This window comes from Corynebacterium ulceribovis DSM 45146, from assembly GCF_000372445.1.
In the GTDB taxonomy this organism is placed as follows: domain Bacteria; phylum Actinomycetota; class Actinomycetes; order Mycobacteriales; family Mycobacteriaceae; genus Corynebacterium; species Corynebacterium ulceribovis.
Map to the genome: position 1 here is coordinate 680,663 of NZ_AQUY01000001.1, position 25,097 is coordinate 705,759.

The 25,097-nt window shown below is 56.9% G+C and carries 19 protein-coding genes and 2 tRNA genes; 15 read left to right on the forward strand and 6 right to left on the reverse strand.

Features of this window, described 5'->3' with window-relative positions:
• Positions 1–13 precede the first annotated feature (13 nt).
• Positions 14–1,186, reverse strand: a complete 1,173-nt coding sequence (locus A3EC_RS0103155) for an isochorismate synthase (RefSeq protein ID WP_018023717.1) — start codon at positions 1,184–1,186, stop codon at positions 14–16.
• Positions 1,187–1,252: 66 nt separating this feature from the next.
• Here A3EC_RS0103155 and gltX point away from each other — a divergent pair, with 66 nt between their 5' ends.
• From gltX to A3EC_RS0103210, 10 genes are all read left to right on the forward strand, one after another.
• Positions 1,253–2,761 carry a glutamate--tRNA ligase gene (gene gltX, locus A3EC_RS0103160; RefSeq protein WP_018023718.1) on the forward strand — a complete coding sequence of 503 codons (1,509 nt, stop codon included), beginning with the start codon at positions 1,253–1,255 and terminating at the stop codon, positions 2,759–2,761.
• Between the two features lie 19 nt (positions 2,762–2,780).
• Positions 2,781–4,331: an ABC transporter transmembrane domain-containing protein gene (locus A3EC_RS0103165; RefSeq protein ID WP_018023719.1), complete on the forward strand. Its 1,551-nt coding sequence runs from the start codon at positions 2,781–2,783 to the stop codon at positions 4,329–4,331.
• The gene (locus A3EC_RS0103170; protein ID WP_018023720.1) at positions 4,332–6,107 is read left to right on the forward strand and encodes an ABC transporter ATP-binding protein; all 1,776 of its coding nucleotides are present in this window, start codon (positions 4,332–4,334) and stop codon (positions 6,105–6,107) included.
• Positions 6,108–6,188: 81 nt separating this feature from the next.
• A tRNA-Gln gene (locus tag A3EC_RS0103175) sits at positions 6,189–6,260 on the forward strand.
• Between the two features lie 51 nt (positions 6,261–6,311).
• A tRNA-Glu gene (locus A3EC_RS0103180) sits at positions 6,312–6,384 on the forward strand.
• Positions 6,385–6,766: 382 nt separating this feature from the next.
• Positions 6,767–7,513 (forward strand): hypothetical protein, encoded by a 747-nt coding sequence (locus tag A3EC_RS0103190; RefSeq protein ID WP_018023722.1) that lies wholly within the window; start codon positions 6,767–6,769, stop codon positions 7,511–7,513.
• Positions 7,514–7,559: 46 nt separating this feature from the next.
• Positions 7,560–8,708, forward strand: a complete 1,149-nt coding sequence (locus tag A3EC_RS11215; protein WP_018023723.1) for an FAD-dependent oxidoreductase — start codon at positions 7,560–7,562, stop codon at positions 8,706–8,708.
• Positions 8,709–8,852: 144 nt separating this feature from the next.
• Positions 8,853–10,079: an MFS transporter gene (locus tag A3EC_RS0103200; protein WP_211206057.1), complete on the forward strand. Its 1,227-nt coding sequence runs from the start codon at positions 8,853–8,855 to the stop codon at positions 10,077–10,079.
• Between the two features lie 91 nt (positions 10,080–10,170).
• Entirely contained in the window at positions 10,171–10,338 is a 168-nt protein-coding gene (locus A3EC_RS0103205) for a hypothetical protein (protein WP_156812807.1), read from the forward strand.
• Between the two features lie 12 nt (positions 10,339–10,350).
• Complete coding sequence (locus A3EC_RS0103210) at positions 10,351–10,620, forward strand: hypothetical protein (RefSeq protein ID WP_018023726.1); 270 nt, start codon at positions 10,351–10,353, stop codon at positions 10,618–10,620.
• A 166-nt stretch (positions 10,621–10,786) separates the two neighbouring features.
• Here the strand turns inward: A3EC_RS0103210 and A3EC_RS12360 are convergent, their stop codons facing one another.
• Complete coding sequence (locus tag A3EC_RS12360; RefSeq protein ID WP_051060975.1) at positions 10,787–11,776, reverse strand: alpha/beta hydrolase; 990 nt, start codon at positions 11,774–11,776, stop codon at positions 10,787–10,789.
• A 47-nt stretch (positions 11,777–11,823) separates the two neighbouring features.
• On the opposite strand from A3EC_RS12360, the gene A3EC_RS0103220 reads away from it, so the two are divergent.
• The 3 genes from A3EC_RS0103220 to A3EC_RS12365 all read left to right on the forward strand — a co-directional run bounded on the left by A3EC_RS0103220 (position 11,824) and on the right by A3EC_RS12365 (position 17,456).
• Complete coding sequence (locus A3EC_RS0103220) at positions 11,824–12,450, forward strand: YetF domain-containing protein (RefSeq protein ID WP_018023728.1); 627 nt, start codon at positions 11,824–11,826, stop codon at positions 12,448–12,450.
• Positions 12,451–12,554: 104 nt separating this feature from the next.
• Positions 12,555–13,835, forward strand: a complete 1,281-nt coding sequence (locus tag A3EC_RS0103225) for an O-acetylhomoserine aminocarboxypropyltransferase/cysteine synthase family protein (RefSeq protein WP_018023729.1) — start codon at positions 12,555–12,557, stop codon at positions 13,833–13,835.
• Positions 13,836–14,009: 174 nt separating this feature from the next.
• The gene (locus tag A3EC_RS12365; protein ID WP_156812808.1) at positions 14,010–17,456 is read left to right on the forward strand and encodes a prealbumin-like fold domain-containing protein; all 3,447 of its coding nucleotides are present in this window, start codon (positions 14,010–14,012) and stop codon (positions 17,454–17,456) included.
• Positions 17,457–18,191: 735 nt separating this feature from the next.
• On the opposite strand, the gene A3EC_RS12865 is transcribed toward A3EC_RS12365, so the two are convergent.
• From A3EC_RS12865 to A3EC_RS0103240, 3 genes are all read right to left on the reverse strand, one after another.
• Positions 18,192–18,632, reverse strand: coding sequence for a hypothetical protein (locus tag A3EC_RS12865; protein ID WP_156812809.1), 441 nt, complete (start codon positions 18,630–18,632; stop codon positions 18,192–18,194).
• 328 nt (positions 18,633–18,960) lie between these two features.
• On the reverse strand, positions 18,961–19,920 hold the full coding sequence (locus tag A3EC_RS0103235; protein WP_342661858.1) for a class C sortase: 960 nt from the start codon (positions 19,918–19,920) through the stop codon (positions 18,961–18,963).
• A gap of 48 nt (positions 19,921–19,968) precedes the next feature.
• The gene (locus tag A3EC_RS0103240; RefSeq protein ID WP_026162147.1) at positions 19,969–21,483 is read right to left on the reverse strand and encodes a SpaH/EbpB family LPXTG-anchored major pilin; all 1,515 of its coding nucleotides are present in this window, start codon (positions 21,481–21,483) and stop codon (positions 19,969–19,971) included.
• Positions 21,484–22,058: 575 nt separating this feature from the next.
• Here A3EC_RS0103240 and A3EC_RS0103245 point away from each other — a divergent pair.
• The gene (locus A3EC_RS0103245; RefSeq protein WP_018023733.1) at positions 22,059–22,955 is read left to right on the forward strand and encodes a class C sortase; all 897 of its coding nucleotides are present in this window, start codon (positions 22,059–22,061) and stop codon (positions 22,953–22,955) included.
• Between the two features lie 74 nt (positions 22,956–23,029).
• Here the strand turns inward: A3EC_RS0103245 and A3EC_RS0103250 are convergent, their stop codons facing one another.
• Complete coding sequence (locus tag A3EC_RS0103250) at positions 23,030–23,953, reverse strand: pirin family protein (RefSeq protein ID WP_156812849.1); 924 nt, start codon at positions 23,951–23,953, stop codon at positions 23,030–23,032.
• A 190-nt stretch (positions 23,954–24,143) separates the two neighbouring features.
• Here A3EC_RS0103250 and A3EC_RS0103255 point away from each other — a divergent pair, with 190 nt between their 5' ends.
• On the forward strand, positions 24,144–25,094 hold the full coding sequence (locus A3EC_RS0103255; protein ID WP_018023735.1) for a GIY-YIG nuclease family protein: 951 nt from the start codon (positions 24,144–24,146) through the stop codon (positions 25,092–25,094).
• Positions 25,095–25,097: the final 3 nt, after the last annotated feature.

Consider the following 25,097-nt stretch of genomic DNA (forward strand, 5'->3'; position numbering starts at 1 on the left):
CAGGAGCTGGCGCCTAGCTCAAGCCGAAGGCTTTGAGCGCGGTGCGCAGCTTCGCAGCCGTTTCGGCCACTTCGGTGTCCGGATCGGACTGCGCCACAATCCCGCCGCCGGCCCACGCCCGCGCCCATTTTCCGGTTTTGGACATTTCAGCGCAGCGAATCGAGACCATCCATTCGCCGTCGCCTGCTTTATTCGTCCAACCGACCGCACCGGAATAAAACCCGCGGTCCTCTTCCACCGACTGAATCAGCCCAAACGCGGCGTCCGTCGGCGTGCCACAAATCGCCGGTGTTGGGTGCACCGCCAGCGCCAAATCCAGCGCGGTGGTCGCAGGGTCTGCCAGAACACCGGAAATCGGGGTGCCCAAATGCCACATTTCCCGCGTTGCGACGAGTTGGGGGCTACGTGGAATCGACAATTCCGCGCAATAACCACGAAGCCTGCTTTCAATCCACTCCACGACAAACTGGTGTTCCGTCAGATCTTTCCTAGAGTGCGCCAGCTCTTCGCGCCGCCGCGCATCTTCTTTCGGGTCGGCGGAGCGGGGCAGTGACCCCGCCAGCGGGAAGGACGTCACTTGGCGGCCAAAGCGCCGCACCAACTGCTCCGGCGACGAACCAACCAGCACATTGTTCGCGTGCGGCGCGCCCGCTGGCGCTAGATCCGCGTAGAAACCATCGCGGTTGGCCGACATGTCAATGAAGCGGGCGGCAACCAACAATGGATCCACCGGCGTGTCAAAAGACAGGTCAATGCTGCGGGCCAGCACCACTTTCGCCAGCGCCGCTTTTTCCCCAGCGGTGGCATCAATGGTGGCAATCGCTGCCGCCACTCGTTCGCGGTGCTCATCTAGCGTTGGCGTTCTACCTTCGACGGTGGCGTGCAAACCACTGGCTGCGGTGGCGCCGCGGTAGACCGCTGGCGGCTCCAGTGGGCCAGAAGAGACAATGATGTGCTTCGGTGCGGTCAGCGCCACGGGAGCGTCGACGTCAAAGGGCAACGCGCCGACCAGCATTTCGATGTCGCCGGCAGCAAGGGCCCCCATTGCGTCGTCAAGCTCATTGAATGTGGCGGTGACCCCCTGGGTGCGTACCGATTGGTGCTCGCGGGACAACAGAAAATCCGGTGCGGTAGCGGGGCGCTGGAAGCGACCTGCGGCAGTGCGACCGTTTTCTGACTCATTCATAACAGCAGATACTAGCGCGCAGCCCAGAGTGAGCCTTGTCCGGCATGGCGACTACTATCGGACACTATGACTACCGCACCTGACAAGCCGTCCGAAGTACGCCTTCGATTCTGCCCATCACCAACCGGCACACCGCACGTTGGTTTGATCCGAACCGCACTGTTCAACTGGGCATACGCACGCCACACCGGCGGCAAATTGGTGTTCCGCATTGAAGACACCGACGCTGCCCGCGACTCCGAAGAAAGCTACGCCGCCATCCTGGAAGCTCTGCGGTGGCTCGGCCTGGACTGGGACGAAGGCGTCGACGTTGGTGGCCCACACGGCCCATACCGTCAGTCGCAGCGCGGCGAGATTTACCAGGACATCATCGCCAAGTTGGTCGAAGCCGGTGAAGCATACGAGGATTTCTCCACCCGCGAGGAAGTCGAAGCGCGCCGCAAGGCCGCTGGTCAGGATGTGCAACTGGGCTACGACAACTACGACCGTGACCTGACCGACGAGCAGAAGGCAGCGTTCCGGGCGGAAGGTCGCCAGCCAGTGATTCGCCTGAAGATGCCAGACCACGATTACAAGTGGACGGACCTAGTGCGTGGTGACGTTGAATTTAAAGCGGGCACCATTCCAGACTTCGTGATTGCCCGTTCGAACGGGCAGCCACTGTACACACTGGTCAACCCAGTCGACGACGCCTTGATGCAGGTAACCCACGTGCTGCGCGGCGAAGACCTGCTGCCATCGACCCCACGCCAGCTGGCACTGTACGAAGCGCTGCAGCGCATTGGCGTCACGTCCTTTACCCCAGAGTTCGGCCACCTGCCGTTCGTCATGGGTGAAGGCAATAAGAAGCTGTCCAAGCGTGACCCAGAATCCGACCTATTCATCCACCGCGAAAACGGTTTCATCCGCGAAGGTCTGCTGAACTACCTGGCACTGCTGGGCTGGTCGATTTCTGCGGACAATGAAATCTTCTCCCTAGACGAGATGATTGCTGCCTTCGACGTGCACGATGTGCTGTCGAACCCAGCGCGCTTCGACCAGAAGAAGGCCGACGCCATTAACGCCGAGCACCTGCGCATGCTGGAGCTGGGCGACTTCACCGCACGTCTGCGCACTTACCTGGAAACCTACAAGGACTTCCCGAAGGACTACCCAGAAGACAAGTTCGCTTTCGCTGCCGAACTGGTGCAGACCCGCATCAAGGTGATGGGCGACGCCTGGGACCTGCTGAAGTTCCTGGTGGTTAACGAAGCGGACTTCGAGCTGGACGATAAGTCTGCCCGGAAGAACCTGAAGGAAGATGCCATCGAGGTGCTGGACAAGACCATCGAGGTGCTGGAGCCAATCGCCGCGGAAGAGTTCGTCACCGCCAACATTGAGGCGGCGCTGCAGAAGGCACTGCTGGAAGAGATGGAGCTGAAGCCGCGTAAGGCGTTCGGTGCGGTGCGTGTTGCCGTGACCGGTGCGCAGGTCTCCCCGCCACTGTTCGAGTCGATGGAACTGCTGGGTAAGGACCGCACCATGCAGCGACTGCGCGGCGCCCGCGCACAAACCCCATGGGTCAGCCAGGCCTAACACTAGATAGGATTGGCGCATGTTCTTGCTCATGCGCCCTGGCGCGACGCCGCCACCTGCAGAGCCGGTAGTTGTCGATACGTCGACAACGCCGGCTTCCTTTTTGCGACGCCTGATAGCAGCATGGCCGTGGTACACCATTCCATCGGCCATTTTTGCTTCCGGCCACCAAGTATTCGAAGCCTTGGTGCCGGTGATTATGGGCGCCGCCATTGACGATGCCATCGCCCGCACCGACGCACCGCGCCTAGTGCTGTGGTGCATTGTGCTGGTGCTGAACTTCCTGGCACTCGACATGTGCTCCCGGTTTGGCCGCCGCTTCGGGGTCAACGGTCAGCTGCGAGTCGAGCACCAACTGCGCATGGCCGTGACCGACCGCCTCACGCACCCGGCTGGGCTCGCGTTCACCGAGCGCCGCTCCCCAGGGGAATTGCTGTCCATTGCCTCAGCGGATGTCCAACGCACCGCGCAGGTCCGCGAGCTGGTGATGCGCCCGCTGGCCAATGTCACCGCGCTGCTGTTTTCCGCCGCGATTTTGCTGACCATTGATTGGCGGCTGGGCCTAGGGATTATCGTTGGCGGCGGCACCCTGGTGTGGGCTGCTACCGCTGCGAGTGCTCCGCTGCAACAGCGGGCCGGTGAACGTCAACAAGCAGTCGGTAAGGCCGCCGGTGTGGCCTCCGACTTGGTGCAGGGCTACCGCACCCTCCGCGGGCTTGGGGCGACGAATGTGGCGGCGGAACGCTACCGCACCTCCTCGCGGCAGGCGCTGGCGCGGACGTTGGACGCGAACCGTTCGGAAGCGATGCTGGTGGGCTGGTCGACGATTGTCGGCGGCGCGCTGGTAGTTGGTGTGGCGGTGTTGGCCGGGTGGATGGCGATGCGCGGGCAGATTAGCGTCGGTGAGCTGATTACCGTGGTGGGCCTGACGCAGTTCATTTCCGACCCGATGGCGCAGTTGGGGCGGGATGCCTCCGCGCTGTGGGCGCAGTCGAAGGCCTCGGCGGCGCGTGTGTTGGGCGTGCTGCAGACCCCAGCGGCGGATACAGCTAGTGCGGTTGATGCGATCGACACCCCTGCGGCCGGCACGGGGCTGAGCATTGCCGGTGCCACCATCAACCCAGGGCAGTTGGTGGTTGTGCGCAGTAGCGCCCCGACCATGAGCGCCCTGGCGCAATCCCTGGCGAAGCAACCCGATGTGCTGGTCGCACCGCATGTCGCGGACCTCTTTGGCGGCACTGTGGCGGAAAACGTCCGCACCCCTGGCGTGAGTGATGCTGCGGTGCTGGAAGCCGTCGCTGCAGTGAACCTGGACCCGGAGAAGGAAACGGGGGAGCAGGGCACACAGATTTCCGGTGGCCAGCGCCAACGCGTGGCACTTGCCCGAGCCGTCGCCGCCGCCCCGCGCACCCTCGTGTTGGTTGACCCAACGACCGCGGTGGACTCGGTAACCGAGCAAGCGACCGCCCGCCGGGTGCAGCAGATTCGGCAGGTTACCGGCGGCACCACGGTGGTGCTGACGTCGTCCCCGGCGTGGATTGCCGTGGCTGATCAGACAGTGGAGGCATAAATGCTGTGGTACGACGACCCGTTTGGGCTGAAAACTGACACGGACACCATCGCGAATCCGAACCGGCTGCCGATTGCTGATGCGAAAACCACCTGGCAGCATGTGTCGCGCGCCGGGCAGGGGCAGGGGCCACGCACCCTTGGCGCGGTGTTGTTGCTCCTTATTGCCGCTGCAACTGGGCTGGCGATTCCGCTGGGCCTGGGCCGAATTGTGGATATGGTGGCGGCCGGCAGTTGGGATACTCGCCAGATTTGGTTGATGGCCGCGGCGATTGTGGTTTCGGCGATTACCTCGGCGGTTGGCACGATGCTCGCGGCCGGTGTCGCTGAAGGTGTGGTGGCGTACCTGCGCGAGAAGATGATTGCGGCGGCGCTGCATTTGCCGCTGGTGCGGGTGGAGCGCGCTGGTGCCGGTGACTTAGTCTCCCGCGCCACCGATGACGTTTCCGAGGTCTCTGTCGCCATTACGCAGACCTTGCCGATTATTGCGACTTCCGGTTTCACCATCGTGGTGTCGGTGGTCGGCATGGGCGTGGTGGATTGGCGCGTTGGTGTGGCCATGCTGGTGGTGGTGCCGGTGTACACGTGGGCGGTGCTGCAGTTCCGCCATATTGCGCCGCCGGTGTTTCAGGCGGAGCGCGCCGCGATGGCGGAGCGGGCGCGGTTCGTGCTCGGGACGCTGCGTGGTGTGGATACCGTGCGTGCGTTTGGTCTGCAGGAGCAGCGCCGGGAGCATATTGCGCATTGGTCGTGGCAGGTGCTGCGCCATAGCGTTGACGCGCGGATTACCACCAGTTTGTTGATGGCCCGGGTGCATGCCGCGGAGATGGTCGGCATGTTGATGGTGCTGATTGTTGGGTACTTCATTGTTGCCGATGGTTCGGCGACGATTGGTACAGTCACCGCCGCGATGCTGCTGTTTCTGCGGCTGTTTGGCCCGATTACGCGGCTGGTGCAGCAGGTGGACACGATTCAGTCGGGGCTCACGTCCCTGCAGCGTGTGGTGGGCGTATTGACGATTACTCGGCCCGACTATCCGGTTGTTTCTGCCGGGGATGGCTCCGGTGTGGCGATTCGGGATTTGACGTGGGGCTACGACGGTGAGGCTGAGCCTGCGGTGCAGGATGTGAGTCTGGCGATTGCGCCGGGGCAGAAGCTGGCCTTGGTCGGTGCTTCTGGTGCCGGTAAAACGACGGTGACGGCGCTGCTGGCGGGGCTGCGGCCGGCGCCGCGCGGGACCATCACGATTGATGGCATTGAGTCAGCGGACCTGTCGGATACTGAGCGCGCCGAGCACTTGGTGCTGGTGACGCAGGAAGTGCATGTTTTCGATGGCCCGCTGATTGACGACCTGCGCCTGGCGAAGCCGGAAGCTTCGGAGGATGAGGTGCGCGCGGCGTTGGACGCTGTGGGCGCGGACTGGGTGACCGATCTGCAGGAGCCGGTGGGTGCTTCCGGCCGAGCGCTGACACCGATGCAGGCGCAGCAGTTGGCGCTGGCGCGAGTGTTGCTCGCGGATCCGCCATTGGTGGTGCTGGATGAAGCGACCGCGGAAGCGGGGTCGACCGGTGCGGAGCGGCTGGAGCAGGCCGCCGATGAAGTGACCGCTGGGCGTAGTGCCCTTGTGGTGGCGCACCGACTGTCGCAGGCGGCGCGCGCGGATGTGATTGCGGTGATGGACCGGGGCCGGATTGTGGAGCAGGGCAGCCATGCGGAGTTGTTGGAACTACATGGCCGTTATGCCGAGCTATGGAAAGCATGGGAAATGGGGCGCTGACCTGCCGATTTGTGTTCACTGGGCAATGATGGCTAATCTAATCATCGTTGTTGAGCAGGGCAGCAAGCCCCGCGAACACAATGGCCTATGGTGTAATTGGCAACACAACGGTTTCTGGTACCGTCATTCTAGGTTCGAGTCCTGGTAGGCCAGCAGTGATAACTGCTCCAAGTTTAACGCTTAGAGTTGGAGTCACAGTTCTAAGCCCCGTTCGTCTAGCGGCCTAGGACGCCGCCCTCTCACGGCGGTAACACGGGTTCAAATCCCGTACGGGGTACAATATGAGCGAGGCACTCAGACAATCTGGCTGCCTCGTTTTTGTCTATCGGCACGTTGCGAACGAGGACTCACATGACCTATATGATTCCGGGTGCTCTGGCAGGCGTGTGCTTCTATTTGACTCTCGTCCTTGCGAATTCGGTCCTCACTCGGGTCTGGTCAGAGAAATACCGACTAAGCGCGCATGCCCGACTCGTGGTCTTCTGCTTTGTTGCCGTGGCTGTTAGTATTTTCTTGGCCATGTTTGGCGGTGGTGGAAATTCGGCTACGCACCTGCAAATTAGCGGTTTCCTGTTGGTCGGCGTTCTGCTGAGCCTCAAATAGAACGTTCGTTCATTAGAGCGGGTAGCAGTGTCTGTGCCTTGTTTTATTCTCGGCGCATGGATTACTACCTGCCATTCGACTACCGCTCTCTCGACGACTCCAACCTGCATAGCCTTCTTGAGGTACTGGCTCTTTGCGTCGATTGCATAGACGACGCCAAAAATTCGCACACGTCTTACGACGATGAACTACCAGACACAAGCTCTGTCCTCGATCCCACTTTTGTGGGGCGCAGTATTGCGGACCCAGTTCTGTCAGCGCTTCGCGTAGCTCGGGAGGAAGCCGAGAGGAGAGGCTGGGACTACCCACCGGCAAAGCGTGAAATGATCGACGAGCGTTTCACTAGACGTCTTGATTCATTCGCGCGTCTGACACTCGAGATCGGCGGCGGCTGGGTTGGTCGTACTGTTCATGTACTTTCCTGCATTGATGAGAACTCAATTGAACTCTCCGTCGAGCGATTCGACGCGTTTGGCGAGCGGCAACATGGTCATGTTCAGCTCGAGATGCCGCAGCTATTGGACAAGCAATCCACACTGGAAACGCTCAAGAAGGCCAATTTTGGGGCGTGGTCTCGGTGCTTTGACGATGACAGCTGCACGGATGGTGAAGATTGGTCAGTCGAAATTGAGTTTTCTGATGGGTCTGAGCCATTCACATCGAGTGGTTACAACCAGTGGCCGCTCGAGTTCCTCACCTTGACACACCTCGTCGGTGCCTCAACCGACGCAGATCCCGCGAAATACGACGAAGACGATGATTACGAAGAAGACGACGAGGAATCCTGGAACGAAGAGGGCTAGCTCCGCCCCAAAGCTACCGGACACACCCCTCCAGTAACCTGGGGTTATGCGCATCGGAATTGTTGGTTCGGGAATCGTCGGTCTTACCGCCGCGGCAGGCCTCCTTCGAGATGGCCACGAGGTCACAGTCTTCGAGCGCAGCGACACCTTGACCACCACCGGTGCCAGCCTTTCGCTGTTTGGCAACGCCTTCGACGCGTTCGAATTCCTCGGCATCCGCGATGAGGTCGCCGATGTCTGCAGCGATCAGGCCGCCAAAATGCCTGCGGGGCAGCGTAACCCAGCAGGGAAGTGGCTGATGAAAATACGGCCTGGGACGGTGCCGTCAATACGCACTGTGTACCGAGTGGCGCTGCATGAACGTCTGGTGGAACTTGTCGGGGCAGACAAGTTCCGGCTCGGTGCGCAGGCGGAAGTTGACCCGAGCGGTGCGCCACGCATTACCGTTGGCAGTGAAACACACGAGTTTGACTTGGTCATCGCGGCGGATGGCATCGGCAGCCGCGCCCGCAGCGCACTCGGCCTGGACCCCGGTCTGCGTTACGCCGGCTACACCGCTTGGCGCGGCATCACCGATACTCCAGTTGACTTCGGCGGTCAGTCTGGTGAGACGTGGGGCAGAGGCAAAATCATCGGTATCTTTCCACTGCGAAATGGTCAGGTGTACTGGTACGGCACCGAAAATACGCCTGCCGGGGGATACAACCACGATGAAAAGCAGTATGTGCTCGGGGCTTTCGCCGGGTGGCATGACCCGATTCGGCACTGCATTGAAAACACCAGCAATGTCCTGAGACACGATGTGTACGACATCGCTAATCCGCTGCGCCGATTTCATAAGCACCGCACCGTATTGATGGGTGATGCAGCGCATGCGATGATGCCGAACCTGGGACAAGGCGCGTGCCAGGGTATTGAAGATGCTGCCACCTTAGTCGCGCTCATTCGAGGCACAACCGCCGGAGACCCAGAGGGCTCAGATAGCTCCGGACTGGATGCCGCGCTCAATCGTTATTCGAAGGTTCGCTTTCGCCGCGTCACTCCGCTCATCTATCTTTCGCGTTACGCAGGCAACACCGCGCAAGCTGAGGGCCCGATTACCAGTCGGCTGCGTGATCTAGTGATGCGGCTGACGCCAGGAAAGATGGTTGGCATCCTGAGCAGCCCGTACCACCGCTGGGCGTCGCCTAAGTAGTCCGAGCAGGTGCATGCTCGCCGAGTCATGCAGCCAACGAGGGCGAGTAGCGTTCACCCCCTAATTTGTGCGAGAGTGGCTTGCGCTTGCGGGTTTCCCGGGAAAGGGGATTCGGTGCAGTTCGCGCTGGATATACTCCACACTGTGACGGATAACACAAACGCTAGTAGTGCCATTGGCCCAAAAACATGGCTGCGGGTGGCGTTCACCATGTTCGTCATCGGCTTCGGCGCGAACCTCTTCGCACCGATGCTGCAGGTCTACCGCCAGTACGACGGTATGAGCGACGCCTCCGTCACCCTGATGTTTGCCGTGTACGCCGCCGGTTTGGTGCCAGCACTTATCGCTTTTGGCCCCATGTCCGACCGGCTTGGGCGACGCGCGATTCTGCGACCTGCAGTTTTGCTCTCCGCGGCGGGGTCAATCATTTTGGCGCTCGGCGTGACCGGTGTTGAAGTGCTGCTGTACATAGGCCGGTGGATCGCTGGATTTGCCGTCGGCATGGCCATGGCCTCCGGGGCGGCGTGGATCAAACAGCTATCCCTATTCCAACCGACCGCAGGGCCGCGCCGCGCCACCATTGCAGTGTCCGCAGGATTCGGCGGTGGACCATTTGTCGCTGGCTGCGTTACCGAATTCCTGCCCTTTGAACACGTGCTGCCTTTTATCGTGCACCTCGTACTAGTGGCTCTGGTGCTGCCATGGATGTGGACCGCGCCGGAAACCCAGCCGCGGATGGGGACGCCGTCAGACGGGAAGGCCCGTCAGCCACGAGCACGCCGGGTACTCGTTCCGAAAGTGACGTTGTCCAGTCAGTTCCTGTGGGCGGTCGCCGCTTGGGCGCCTTGGGTATTCGGCACGGTCACCGTGGCGTTCACCACGCTACCAACCCAGGTCGAAGTGGAATGGCCGATGTTTTTCATCGGGGCAGTCGCATTCGTCGCGCTTGGAACTGGAGTGGCCATCCAGCCAGCAGCCGCACTCTTCCTAGAGCGCAGCAGACCGCAATGGCTTCCACTTTCGGTGCTTGGCCTTGGCAGCGCTTGCGCTGGGATGCTGACCGCTGCCGTGACCGTCTACACACAACAGGTGTGGTTGGTGTTTGTGGCGGCGGTGTTCTTGGGCGCGGCCTACGGCGTCATGATGGTTGCTGGGCTCAGCGAAGTGGAAATGCTGGCGAGCGCGGATGATTTGGGCGCGTTGATCGGCGTGTTTTACGCCCTGACATATATCGGATTCTTTGTTCCGTTTGCACTTTCACTGATTGCGCCACTGGTTGGAATGATGACGTGCCTGCTGTTCGGGGCGGTTGTCTGCCTAGTGTCTATGGTGCCGGTGGCGCGGGTAGCAGCCAGGGCTGCAGCTGGTTAAAAATCGGGTGGTGGGCAGGTAAACTGCTAGATTACATTGCATTTTCAGTAAGGAAAGTGCAACTACCATGCAAAACCTTTTGGAAGGAATGATGTCTAAATCAATTTCCTGGCGAGTACTCCTCGCCGCACTACTCACCATCACCTTGGCGATGGGCTTCGCCACTCCAGCAAAAGCACAAGATGCTGGCGCCAGCGTTCGGATCACGGCGACTAACGCTGAAGACGGCAGCCACACCATCCCCGCGACTGGTGGCTGAGTCGCTATTAGCTTGGACTACAAAGGTTTCTCGCTTGGCAAGCACCAGTTCTTCGTACAACTATTGAAGAAGAAGACAGCTGGCGGAGGCGATTTAACTGGGCTGGCTGAGGTACGAGTTGTCCAAGTCACTCAGAGCGAGGGTACGGAGAAGATCGAAATAAACATCGGTGCCAATACATTCCTCGGCGAAACTCTGGTTGTGGCTCTGAACGTCCATGGTCCTCAAGGCGACATTGTCGTGGAGCAATTTGAGGAGGACAACGAGGAATTGATCATTTGAGTCCTCAGTGGTGAAGAAGGCAAGCAAGAAGAGCAGCCTGCACCAGAAGAGAACCAGCCAAAAGCACGTGGTGCCTTCGGTTGGATTGTCGCTGCCGTTCTTGGCCTATTTGGCCTGTTTAGCCTTGCTACGTGGCTGAAGCTGCCGGAAAAGGTCGCGGAACTGTTTAAGGTCTTCCGCCGCTAGGTTCCTCCAAAAACTCCGCTAGCCACATGCGGTACTGTTCGGTGTGCGTCGCCGAATAGGCCGCATGTCCACCATCGGTCCACTGGACCTGGACGCGGTCACCCAAAGTATCTTTCAGTCGGTCCGCCATATGCGGCTCGATAGTTTTATCTTGGCGGGATTGAATCACAAGTATTGGCGGCAGTTCATTCTGCCGCTGGTACAGCTGCATCGTTGCGTCCATATCGGCGTAATCGATGCCCTGCCGCAGTTTCCACACCATTTCCCCAGAGCTGCTAGCCAGCCGGAAAAACGGACTCTTCGGCGACATATCTTTCCCCAGCACTCGTCGCACCTTGTCGCGGCCTTCCAACAGCGGGCTATCTAAAACGACATAGTCCAGCATCCCCGTCGGCGCCTTCGCCGTAGTCAACGCTGCCGTTTCACCGCCGTAGGACATTCCCCACAGCGCCAGCTTTTTGTCACCACTTTGGTGCGCGGCGACATGCGTAAGCACATCAAGCGTTTCCTCGGATTCCCCAACCCCCATCATGTTGTGATGCGCGGTATTAAAACCGTGGTTCATCTGGTCAATCGCCAGCACGTTGTAGCCGAACTTCAGGTACATGTCCGCTATCCGCGTCACGCCTTCTTTGTTCCCGCCAAGCCCGTGGAGCAGCACCACGGTATCGCGGTCGAGGTTTCCGTCAATAGCAAAACTGAGCACCGGGATTCGGTGACCATCCCTGGACGCCGTCACGTCATAAAACTCCGCCTTGGCATTATTTTCCGCGGCCACCTGCTCAATCTTCTTTGACGTCTTCGCCGGTGTCCTTGCGTCTGAGCTTGCCGACGTAGGGGAGGAGAGCTGGCTGGTTTGCAGGTAGACGAAGATGCCCAATCCGAAGAAGCTGACCGTTGCCGCCATCAGCAGCGCAACAATTGCTATCGCGGCGGTGCGGAGGGCCGGGGTGCGGCGATGGCGCGTCATGCTTTCGACCATAAGGGGATTTTCGGTAGCGCGCGTACTGTAGAGGCATGACAAGCACTGGAGCCGTCAGCCACGACAGTTTTTGGGAAGAAGTGTGGTTCCATGTCGGTATTTCCTGGGCCGGGGCGCTCAGCGTAGTCATCGCCACCGCCGTGATGTACCTTTTCTTCACCTTCATTTTGTCCAGGTCCGGCCCACGCCTGACTGCCCGCCCCTCCATCTTGTCCATCGGTGTGACTTTGCTGCTCGGTGCGCTCGCCGCCCGTGCCATGCTGGGCAATTCCCCGACGCTGGTCGGCGGCATGATTGCCATGGCAATGCTCATCGTGATGGAAGCAATTTTCCGCCGCGGCATCGGGCTGCTGGAAAAGCTCGGCGAATCCGAAAAATGGGGGCAGCGTTTCAAAGCGTTAGACCACGTCTCCGGCCGTGCCATCGTTGTGTTGGCGGACGGCAAAATCCTTTACGACCACCTGAGCCGCCGCACGTTGTCACCGCAGATGTTAAAGATGCGGTTGCGGCAGGCAGGCATTTTGCATATTGACGAAGTGGGCGTTGTCATCTTGGAATCGCGCGGCGCGATGACCATTATCCGGCGAAATGAAACCATTGATCGCGACTTGTTGCGTGATGTGGAAGGGGTAACCCATATTCCGCCGGAAAACCTGCGCTAGTAGTGGCAGCACTTTTTATGGTTCAATAGACAGCATTGTCTGGACAGCTTGGTCTGTCTAGACTGGTTAACGCACTTTCTGCACTCAATCCGAAGGAAGAACATATGACGCTGCACGACGAAACCAAGCTCATCCACTCCGGCTACCAGCCAGGCAACAAGGACCCACGCCAGGTTCCCATCGTGCAGTCCACCACCTACACCTTCGATTCCTCCGACGACATTGCCGCGGTGTTCGACGAGCCAACCCACGCGCTGATTTACTCCCGCTTCGCGAACCCAACCGTCATGGCCGTCGAAGACAAGATTGCGGCGCTCGAAGGCGGTGCCGCCGCGATGGCCACCACTTCCGGCCAGGCAGCGACTACGCTGACCATCCTCAACCTGTGTTCGGCAGGCGACAGCTTCGTGGCGTCTTCCGAGATTTACGGCGGCACCTCCAACTTGTTCTCCACCACCTTGAAGCGCTTTGGCATTGAGGTTATTTACGTGGACCAGGACGCATCCGAAGCGGAAATTGCGGCCGCGTTCAAGCCGAACACCAAGGCGCTGTTCGGTGAAGTCATCGCGAACCCGGCCATGAGCGTGCTGGACGTGGAGAAGTTCGCCCGCGTCGCCCACAGCCAGGGCGTGCCACTGATTGTGGACTCCACTTTCGCCACCCCAGTGCTGTGCAAGCCAATTGAATACGGTGCGGACGTTGTTATCCACTCGACCTCCAAGTACCTGGATGGCCACGCAGTGCAGGTCGGCGGCATGATTGTCGACGCCGGCAAGTTCGACTACACCAACGGCAAGTTCCCAGACTTCACAGAGCCGGACGAGTCCTACCACGGCGTTGTCTACACCAAGGATTACGCCGTCGCACCGTTCATCATTAAGGCCCGCATGCAGTTGCAGCGCGACTTCGGTGCCTACCCGGCCGCACACTCGGCCTTCCTGCTGAACATGTCCCTAGAAAGCTTGGATGTCCGCATGCGCCGCCACTGCGACAATGCGCAGAAGGTCGCGGAGTACTTGGCTGGTCGGACCGATGTGCTTAATGACGTTCGCTACCCAGGTCTCGAGTCCTCGCCGTACTACGAACTGGCGCAGAAGTACATGCCAAAGGGTGCCTCTGGTGTACTGTCCATCGACCTGAAGGGCGGCCGCGAAGCTGGCACCAAGTTCATGGACTCGCTTGAGCTGGTCTCCCGCCAAGTTCACGTCGCTGACGCACGCTCTTGTGTGTTGCACCCAGCTTCGACCACCCATCGCCAGGTTCCTGATGACCATCTGGCATCGGTTGGTATCACCCCAGGCTTGGTGCGTCTGTCCATCGGTCTGGAAAACGGGGACGACATTATCGCCGACATCGAGCAAGCCCTGGCCGAAGCAACATTGTAAGGGAGTGCGTTACGAACGCATAGGGGCGGCTCTGCCTGTGATGAACCTGAAGATGCTTTAGGTATCAGATTTGAGTGTGTCAAGCGGGTGGGCGATAACGGGGATGTAGTAACTATACAGCGGCAACTGTGCCGAATTGCATCACCTAGGATGGCAATGTCCACGCACCACCGAATGGCAGCATCTAAAAAGCTCCTCTCCGGTCTTATCTTCCTTGTTGCGGTCTTCGCGACAGTAGTTCTTGTTGCTAAGGAGCCGCAGGCAGATGCACAGGTTCCGCTAGCCGAAATTTCAACGGGCCCAACTAGCGGCACCATCTTGTCGAATCGTGTCCCATACCCACGCGCATTTTCGGCAACAGCCCTTCAAGAAGGTGAGATAGTCCAGCTGAATATTGACTTGCCTAGCCAACCGACAGCTGGCGTTATCTCACCGAGTGCCTATAGTCGACTGCTGATCGGCGGCACCGAAAAAGCCCGAGAGGTGTTGCTCAACACCGGGCAGGTGGAAATTTCCTCTCTCGGCAGAAACCCAGCAACTGGCGAAATCACTGTGACTTTTGCTGAACCAGTTCCGGTGCAAGCAGGGCAACAAATTGAAATCCAAATCGCTTTCGCTGCAGCGGTCGATGTTTCACAGGCAACACTGCACGCATGGGCTGGAGAGCCTGAACCGCCCAGAGAATGGACCAAAGACGAGCTAACATTCAGCGCCACTCAGGGCAGCAGTCCACTGGTCACCATGACTGAAAACATTACCCAGTCTGGTTATGTAACGGGGCCTATCGTGGCAAGAACTGAAAACCAAAATGGCTACGATTTGGATGGCGCTAAGCAAACCGTCGTGAAGATTCTGGATGCCGGTGGCAGTGTTGTCTATTCCAATGCGGACCGTCCGGGTAGCTTCACCCTAAAACCAGCGTCAGCGCTAACCGGTCCGACCAATGGCTGGGGAGGTATTGAAGATCGAAAGCTCAAGGTGTCTGTTCCTGCTGACGGTATTAGGGTCGAACCTGGCTACCAAATAGTAGTGGAAATGCCGTTTCGTACTGTCGGGGCGCAAATCTCAGACCCGACAGCACTGTCGCCCACGGGCCCCGGTGATATCAGCTACCGGCTGACCCCAGACGTCCCCACTACCTGCGAGGCAGGCAGTAGCCCGTTAGATAGGACTGTTAACGGAGTCTTCCGACCGGACCCGTATCCACGGCCAAGTGGTACCAGCACCAGCAGGATGGCTCCGCGTGAACTGACTAACGAAGAAAAGCAACGCGGCACCTCGGTCTACGTGACAGCCGCCTCGCCCTCCGGACAATCACGGTTGAGCTCCCAGCTGTACTTACAGACGGGGGTTTCAGGCGAATTTGTCAAAATCGGTGAACCAACCGGCTGGATCGTTAACGCACTGGCGTTTAACTCGACAGACAACTATCTGTATGGCATTAGCCAGGGCCGAGACGGCATGACTGATGGTGTCAAGGAGCCGTATAAAAACAATACTGCCGTCAACGGGACAGATGCATTGTTTTATGAAGATCCGTGCTACCCGGCGGGACATTTGCTCCAGATTCATCCGGTGACGGGCCATATTGTTGATCTTGGCAAAGTAGGTCCTGGCGCCGGAACCACGGCAGAGAATTCAGAGGGCTACGGTTTTCAAGGTGAATATGGTGCTGCATGGCCGAATGATCTTTGGGGCGGAGTAAACGCGGGGTTCTTTGACAGTCAGGGAAGCCTATGGGCTTCAAATGCATCCATATCTGGTTCTGGAGCGTTCTACAAAGTTGACATCAATAGTGTGACTGCTACCACGAGCTATCCACTGAGCTCAGCAAATCCGAGTAATGATCGCCGTGTGAGCGGCGACTGGGGGCGCGCGAGGCGGGCAGGTGCTGAAGACTATGCCGTTTTGCCTTCGGCACCGAACTACGCCTGGGGCATCGTTAATGCGTGGAATTCAGGTGGCAGACTCTATCTGGAGCGGGTGAACTTGACTACCGGCTCCAAAAAACGCTTCGACATCACGGGTTTACACACTCCGACCGGTCAGCGGATTGCAGTAGGAAACCAATGGAGTAAGGCATGGGTCTATGGTGACGGCACTTTAGGTCTAGGTACTGGTTCCAGTGGCGCGAACTCAGATGTGGTTCGAATCGCAATTAACAACCCAGGCAAACTTTTTCCGCGTTTTACTTTGGAGAGCGTACTGCGCAATGCGCCGACCGCGTACAATACTAATGGCACCAGTAACGGATACAGCTCTCCATTTAGTGCAGATCTTCAGGTGCTCAAACGCCGAGAGAAGATTGACAATGGACGGCTATATTGGTGGATTGACATTTGGAATAATGGTCCAGACGGTGTCAGTGGTTTCACTCTGCACGATGCCCTCGGCCCAGAGTTTAATGACATTAAACTAGAGACCATCGAGCAGGCCGCCGGTCTGAATGTACCGTCGGTTGTTGACACCCAAGGAACCTCGCTGACCATCCAGTTCGGCAATCTAATTGCTCGCGAATCGGGCGAGACCAAGCCGCAACTAAGTGTGCGGATCAGCGCTGGGCTGAAAGACACCAATACTCCTGACGCGTGCGTGGCAAACACAGTGACAGTCAATAGCAACGAGAACGACCCTGAGATCGGCAACAACACATCGACCTCAAGCTGTGATGTTGAACTAACCAAGACTGCGATAGACACTAATGGTGATGAAAAAGTCGACGATAACGACGTTCAAGGACCAGACGAAAGCGGTATTTACACGGTCGCCTATCACGTGAAACTAGCGAATGTTGGCAGCGAACCGAGCACGTACGATTATGTTATCGATTCGCCAAAACTAGCTGATGCGTTTACCGTGCAATCGGTTTACCTGACTGGACCACACCAATCTGAGGCTGTCAAAGTAGAACCTTCCCCGGAAAACCCTGAGGCGTATGTACTTGCTGAACCAGGTGTCTTGCAAAAAGGTGAGGAGCTGGTCTTCAAAGTGGAAGTGCGGTTTACCGCAGACCAGTTACAGCTCACAACCGACCCCGCTTTGGGCAAATGCTCGGACGAAGCGACTGGCTTGGTTAACAGCGTCTCAGTAGGGGAGAAGGTCGCAGAAGACTGTGTTGACTTTCCAAAAAACAAAAATATGACGTTGGAAATTGTGAAACTCAGCGCCGATGGGAGTCAAGCCCCACTGCCCGGTGCGGAGTTTAAACTCTTCACTGCGGCAGCTGACGGCAGCCTTGTTCAGAACGCTGAGCATGAGGTGCCTGTGACTAGCGATGGACAAGGCAATTTTAGCGCGGAAGTGCTAACTCCAGGAACCTATTACTTACTGGAAACGAAAGCACCAGAAGGAATGATGCTTTTGGCAGAACCGGTGAAGTTCAGCACCCAGTGGAATGAGAACGGTGAAGCAGTATTAGTGGTTAGCGAAGGCGGCAGCTCGCTAATTTTTGGAGGTGCCAAAGGTGATTCAGAAGTTGACAGAGTCATTGGTTTGATCCAAGTAGCTGACGTCAGCCAGGGCACATTGCCAAAAACTGGTAGAGAGGGGTTAGTGCCTTACCTGCTTGCAGCTGGTACTTTGCTTCTTGCCGGGGTGGGATTCTCTCGCCGACAGAATTAGGACTGTATTGCGGACAACACAGTAGTCAGAAGGAGTGCTTTTTCAAAATAGACCTTCGGGCACGCCATTTAATGCATACTGAATTGACTTCAGCCTTATATTCAATATATTCCATCTGATAATTCAGTCGACACACAGGTTCGTAGCGGTCTGATGATAAGCCGCTGCGAGGCCTTATGCCGACGATGAACTGATTTCGATGGCCTAGCTGTGCATAGCTAATGAAGAAAAGCCACATAGCGTCTAAGCAGGCCGCGTACATGCCGGAACCACAACCCTGACCGTTGTGGTCCACAACGAGGCCTGGACGCATCTGTACTTTCATCTCAGATCGACAAATCGGCGAATTTATCACCAGAAGCGACAGTGACCTCACGTCCAGTGCCGACCCAACTTGCTAGATACTGAGAACTGCCGCTAGCTACGAAACCGGTTTAAAGTGCAAAAATACCGCTTTCCAAACCAAGAACAGTGTTCTTAATCGAAAGCGGTATTTGTCAGCCATGTCTTAGTTGGCTGGTCAATTGCGCGCCGACTGAAGGGAGGCGGGCGATGACAATGAACCAACAGTCCAGTGCGCATCGCCGCCTAGTAGGTATTTTGGCAACTTTTGTAATCGCCGGTATCTCTTAGATTTTCATTCATGCTACCGGTGGGCCAGCGGAGTCGGGTATGCGCTAAGAACCGAGATAGTTACCAAAACAGGTGTTTTGGCGAAATACTCCAGCGCGATGCTCACTCATCACTATGTCGGCGGCGTAATACGCCGATCAGTAGAAACACCCCAAGAATCAACCCAGCTGCAACCATAAGTGCACCGGCAATCTGCACACCGGTTGCTGCCCCGATGCCGGGACTCCGCTGTGGATCTGAAGGAATAGCCAGTGTCGGGGTTGCCGGTGTAGTGGTCGCCGTGGTGCTCGGGATGGTAGTAGGTGTAGTTACCGGTGGGGTAGTAGTCGGCGTGCTCGGATCCTCATTGGAAGACTTGGCGATAATGACCCCTGGGATTGGTTGCCCGCTCGGCTGGGAGACATGAAAAGGGATAGAAACCAAAAACGGTTCAATTGTCCGGTAAGTAGTCCCGTTGTCCGGCGACTCGGAGGTAACCAGATAAATGCCTTCCGGCAGTCCCGAGAACACTGCTACTCCGTTGCCATCGGTTTTGGATTCCAACCGCAAGCCCCTTGGCCACTGAGCCTGAATCTCTGAAAGGTCTGTGGATGCGACTCGTTGCATATCTGCAGCGTCTTTGGGGCTGATGCCCGTTAAACGATGCAACACTATTGTCACTCCCGCTACTTCACCTTGGAGTTCCGGCGCGTCGATTTCAGGATTTCCTCTGGTCAACGTGATACGCAGGTCATGAGTGCCCGAAATAGAAACGGCTCCTGTCACCGGGTTAGTGCCGACGACAGGTGCTGCGAAAGTGGGTGAAGCACAACTCAAAGTTAGTGCAGTCGACGCGGCAAGGACCGCTAAAGGTAAGCGGTTTGACGAAAGTCTAATGTGTATCATTAATTTCTCTACTCAAAGTGGGCGTGTACGCCTGCGGTTCAGCGATCTCGCCGCGCTTGTTGATTGCCCGATGTTGCTTTATCAGCCATCGAACAAGAAGCAGTAAAGCAATTCCAGCCGCCGCAATTAACAAGTACATCCACCAAGCCCAAATTTGTGCATGAACCTGGTCAAAAACTTGCGCGTCTTCAGAAGTTATAGGCGCGGCATGCCCCCGGACTAACAGCCGATGCGTGTTGATTCCGTAAGGGGTACAAGTGATCAAGGTGACATAGTCGCCTTGAGTGCCGGTTTTCAGGGAATCGACCTCTTCAGGAAGCACGACTTGGATTTGGTCGACCGTGTATTTAAGTTTGTGACCGGAAACCTGAATAAAGAAGGAATCTCCTTCTTTAACATCTCGAAGATTATCGAACATTGTAGCGTTGGGCAATCCGGTATGCCCTGTGATTACCGAATGGGTGCCATCGCCCCCGACGGGAAGATCAGAGCCATACAGGTGTCCGAGTCCTTTTTGAAGTGTTTCGTTGTCGGTGCCGTGATAGATCGGCAAGTCGACTTGGATATGGGGGATTACCAGTCGAGCCATTGCGGTATTTGAATCCAGCAGTTGCAGGTAGTTCTCGTATGCGCTGGATTTGCCACGCACTTTATTAATCCAGGGATCAAGGATGGGGCCCGTGGCGTGGTCATTGTTATAGCGTTTGGCCTCTTCCCACTCCTGATTTTTTGTTTCCTGGGAAATGTCGTTGTCTAAGCGAGAGTACTCTTCAGCAACATGAGCTGCTTGCTGATTGTTCCATACGGTGGTAATAACCGGATACAGCATGACAAAAACTCCCATTATCACCAGCAACGCGGGGACTATTAGCCGAGTTCTACTCGGCGAAGGCGCTGCGTGCCGCCCGTGATTTCGAACTTTAAGAGGTGACATGGGAGTACTCATCAAGATGCCTTGCAGAAAAGGAGCAAAAAGCTGATGCGGAACTACTGATTAGTTCTTGGCACCTCGGCGGGCGAACCACGCGCCGATACCGATAATGGCTGCACCAATGGCAGCAAGAACACCGATACCCATACCACCGGTCATCGGCAGGTTAGGGGTTGTGTCCTTAAGGTTCTTAACCTCAGAGGTCAGAGTGTAAACACCAGGTGTGGCATCAACATTTTCCTTGGTCAGCTCAAAGTCGATTGGCTTTGACAACAGTTCGTAGCCGGCAGGAGACTTGACCTCAAACAGACAGTACTTTGGTGCCTGACCTGAATTTTCGGCCGTGTTGTCATCAAAGTTTGTGACGTGAAGTCCGGTGATGGTCAGAGTTCCCCCGTCTTTGGTCTCCCATGAAGATTCGCCATTCGAGGTAATTTTTTGGTCGTCGTTTTTGTCCGCTGCTTCGCAGGTACCGTTGTCACCTGCGTTGTACAGTTCAAAAACTGCGCCGTCCAATGTCTTTTCCGGATCGCCAGCGTCCACCTTGGTGATCTTGATGTTTCCCCAGTAGGAGACGGTTTCGTTGGTCTTGACGGTGGTGTCACCGCCACCGGAGCCATTGTTGCTGATGACGGTAGCTTCGTTGACCAGCTTGCCAGTCTCAGAAGGCGCCTTCACCGTTGCGTTGATGGTAGTGACGACCTTGAAACTCGAATCTGCCTTTTTCGCTTCAGTCAGTTTGCCGAGTCCAGTCTCGGTGAAAGTAACCGTGATCTTTTGGGTAGATTCGTCGACTGTCACGCTGTAGTCGTCATTAAGAGCGTATTCGGTGCCGTTGCTGCCCTTAACGCTGACGACTTGGCCCGCTTCGAGCAGATTTTCCTGCAAGTCGTCTTCAACGACATATTTGGAGATGGAAGTGGCGTTTTCTGCTACCGGTGGTACGTCCGAAGTGATGGTGAAAGCTACGGTGTCGCCAGCATTCTGGTTGGAGTCTTCGACTTCCTTCGTTGCCGTGTTTTCGTAGTTCTTCGGGTATGCGTGGACATCGTAGTTCCACTTTGTGCCACCGGTTTCCGCATTTCCGGAAGTCATAGGGACAAATGCGATAAATGGCGCCGCTGGTGAGTAGCCATCCTTTGGAGTGGTCTCAACTACCAAATATGCGCCGATTGGCAGGTCATTCAGGACAATCTGACCGCCCCCGGCGGTGAAACGCTCATCACCCTCTTGGGTTGCTCCAGTGACATCCGTTCCGTTGACGTAGTCGGAAGCTTTAATGTTGGCAGCTGCTGCAAGACCTGCGTTGGTGTTCAGGTCGATGTCATCAATCTTATAGACAGTGAAACCGACACCGTCCAAAGTGGTGCCGGAAGGTAGGTCTCCGGCTTCGCCTGTTGGGGTTCCGGTGGTGTCCGGGTTGGCGTACTTATGAATCGTCAGCGTACCGGTGTCTTGGGTAATGACAGGCGACGCAGCAGGTTCCTGTGCGACAGCGACAGGAGACATGGCCACAGAAGACAGACCGATGACAGCGGCGGCGGCCAAAGAACGTGCAAGGTAGGAGTGCTTATTCAAAGCAAAGTCCTTTTCAAGGAAAATGATCGAAGTGCATAACCCTGTCGGAAGGCTTTCCTGGGTAAGCGTGGAACAGTCCTGCATCCTCTTGGCTGATTATCCAGTGACTACCACCCCAATAAGAGAGCAACTTTAGTTTTCGTTCTAAAGCACTTTCTAAAGGAATGTCGGTATAGGTAATAGACCGTTAGAGAAGGAAGGCGTCAGTCCGCCGCAACATGAAATCCGTTAGGTTTGACGAAGATCACAAGCTGCGAACTGTCACATTTGATACTAGCAGTTCTTAGGGTGATCAGATAATTGTTCTTCGTGGTCACGGCTGTGAGTCAAGCCACTGAATGATTTGGTGGAGAATTTTTGAACTGATTCAATGGGGAGAGTGAAAACGCATGGTTGAAGCTGCCTTGCTTGAACTTGTAAAAAGTGCGAAATTCTAACCCAAATTGCGGTAAGGCCGCTAAAAAATGCATTCTGTGATTTACGTCTTAGAGGTGGGGAGGCACTTTTGTGTAGAACTAATTGCATGCCTCTTCTGGCAAGCTAAAAGGTAGCCGGTCGAGGAAGTGGGGTTCATAATGGGCCAGAAGCGGTCACACGATACTCAATTTGAGGTGAAGAAGAAGCGGAACTGGAATGCGATAGTAGCCATGGTGTTAGTGGGCTTTGGGCTCGTAGTGCTGTTGTACCCCGTGGTTGCTACGCAATGGAATAACTTGCAACAGCAGCAGGCTGCTGAGCAGTATGCTCAGATCGAACAAGCTACCCCGCAGGAAGTGTTGGACAAGTCCTGGGACGACGCGCATATCTACAATGCTGAAGCTGGGGAAGTCTCCATCGTAGACGCATGGACTGACACTATCGACGAAAATACTCCTGAGTATCGCCGTTACAGGAGTTACCTGTCTCAGCTGTCCGGCACCGATGCTATGGGCCAAATCGTGATCCCAGCAATCGATTCCAATTTGCCGATTTTTCATGGCACCTCGGATGAATCGCTGAGGAAGGGAGTGGGCCACCTCTATGGCACGGATCTGCCCGTGGGTGGCACAAGTAGGCACTCCGTTTTATCTGCCCACACAGGCCTGCCAAACGCGACGTTATGGGATAACCTCAGCAAATTGGCAAGAGGTGATGCGTTCTATATAGCGGTGGCTGGACACAAGCTGAAATACCAGATTCACCAGATTGAAGTTGTTACACCAGAAGAAAGCGACAGACTTCGTCGAGAACCCGGTCGTGACCTAGTGACCTTAGTCACTTGTACCCCATACGGTGTCAATACACATCGCATCTTGGTTACTGGTCACCGAGTGCCAATAGAACCAGATGAGGAAACCGTATTCACAGACACCGGAACGCGATGGCAATGGTGGATGTGGGCGATTGTGGGTGCCACTGTGGTAGTGCTGGTATTGCTGGTGCGGTGGATACGGCGGATCTCGTGGAACATTGCGGCATCCCACGCATCGTAGGGGCCCGCTTAGTCTGACAAAGCGCGGCCGTTTGGCCGCCAAAACCCGAGCTTTCAGTGGGGCCTGAGAGGCAGTTAGGTGATCCTAAAATACTTCGGGCGTGCTTCCGGTGCTGGATTACGACGAGGCTTGATCACAATATTCGGCAGAGTATGGGCAGGTAGCCAGCCCATGCCAGATGCGTTCTTATTTGGGCCGCCATGGCCGACGTACCCCTCGACCTGGCCAAAACGTTCCGTACGGTTTTGCCACTGTTTGCGGTACTGGGAAATTTCCTCGTTTGTGCGCCCAAGGAAGTTCCACCACATGACAATTTCCTCGGCGAAAGGCTCGCCGCCAATAAGAATGACCCGGGCCGGCTTGCCCGAGGCATTCCGCAGCCGCAGGGCAGTGGCATTCAGACCGGTGTAGCCAATAGCGGTACGGGGAACTGCAGCACCTTCGAGTTCCACACCATCAGAATCAGCCAGCACACCGTACCCAAATGTCGGGTCTATAGCAACCTCAACGTCAGCGTTCGGCTCGAGGGTAATTTCCGCGCCGACCAGCGGTGTGAATACTTCGACTGGGCTTTCGCTACCAAGCAAGGAACCAATGAACACCAGCGCGGGGCCGCCATCAAAGTGAACCCGATCGGGCTCATAATGCTCAAACTTGCGTGGGGCAGTGGACCGAGCGTTATCGGGAAGCGCCACCCAGAGCTGCACACCATGCAGGTTCTTCGTCTCCGCGGTGGAGGTTTCGGAGTGGCAGATGCCAGCACCAGCGGTCATCAAATTGACTTCGCCAGGGCGGACTAGTCCTTCCGCGCCGCCGGAATCGATGTGCTGGATGTTTCCGTCAAAAAGCCAACTAACGGTCTGCAACCCGGTGTGTGGGTGCGGCGCCACATCCATGCCGCCGGTCCGCGACACGTCATCGGGGCCGTAATGGTCAACGAAGCACCACGCGCCGATGAGGGAGCGCTGACGCTGCGGCAACGTGCGGCGCACCGTCATCGAACGCGGACCTCCGAGCGGGACCTCGCGGGAGGTGATGATTTCCACGCCAACTGGGGAACCTGCCTCGCAGACGGCTAGCTTCGGGTGCGGATCAGTGTTGCTCGTGCACCCGAGTATAGGGAGAAATGCAACCTAAGCAGGGCTGATAATCTGAAACACATAACACCACTGGGACAAAGGGGACACAATGCCGCGTAGCAAAAGCATCAACCTGTTTCTGATGGACGGCGAACCGACCGGCAAGATTAAGTGCTCCCTGGCGAACTGGACCGGTGTCGCCTACAAGATTCCGCGCAGCATGTTGGATAGTGCGCGGTCTATCAAAGCGCTGAACCAAACCGGTGTGTACATGCTGTTTGGTGCGGACCCAGAAACCGGTGACTCCGCTGTATACATCGGGCAGGCCGTGGTTCGGAAGAACGGTGAAGGTGTGGTGAACCGGTGGATGGAACACGAGCGGAAAACTGATAGTGACTGGTGGACTGAAGCTGTCGTTCTGACCACATCGAATGACATTCTTGGGCCAACCGACATCAGCTATCTAGAAAACCGACTGCGGAACCTCGCGGTGAAAGCTGACCGGTACATCGTTCGCAATGGCAACGAACCGAACCCGGGAAATGTCACCGAAGAAAAAGAAAGCGAGCTCGACGAGTTTCTGTACTACGCGCGGCTAATCGTCGGCACGCTGAACTACAAAGTATTTGAGCCGCTGGTCAGTTCCCAAATTGTTCCTGATGTGAGCCAATCAGACCCAGTCCGAACTTCGGATGAAAACGTGCAGGAAGGCGAGTTGATGCGCTGCACCGTGCGAGGGGCAGATGCACGCGGACGACGAACCCCGGAAGGATTTGTAGTGCTGGCAGGCAGTCGGCTTGCCTCAACCCTAACCAGCAGTGCGCCGGGGGCCGCCCGCAAAGCCCGCGAAAAATACGCGGACCGCATTAGCGACGACTACATCCTGCAAAAGGACACGCTGTTTAACTCGCCTTCGGGTGCGGCAGGATTTGCCGGGGGAGCGTCGCTAAATGGCAACCGGGAATGGGTTTCCGAAACTGGCATTTCACTTGGGGACTTGGAGGCAGAAAAAGTTGAATCGATTGGCTCAGCGGTATTTACCGAGCCAACCGAATCTTAATGG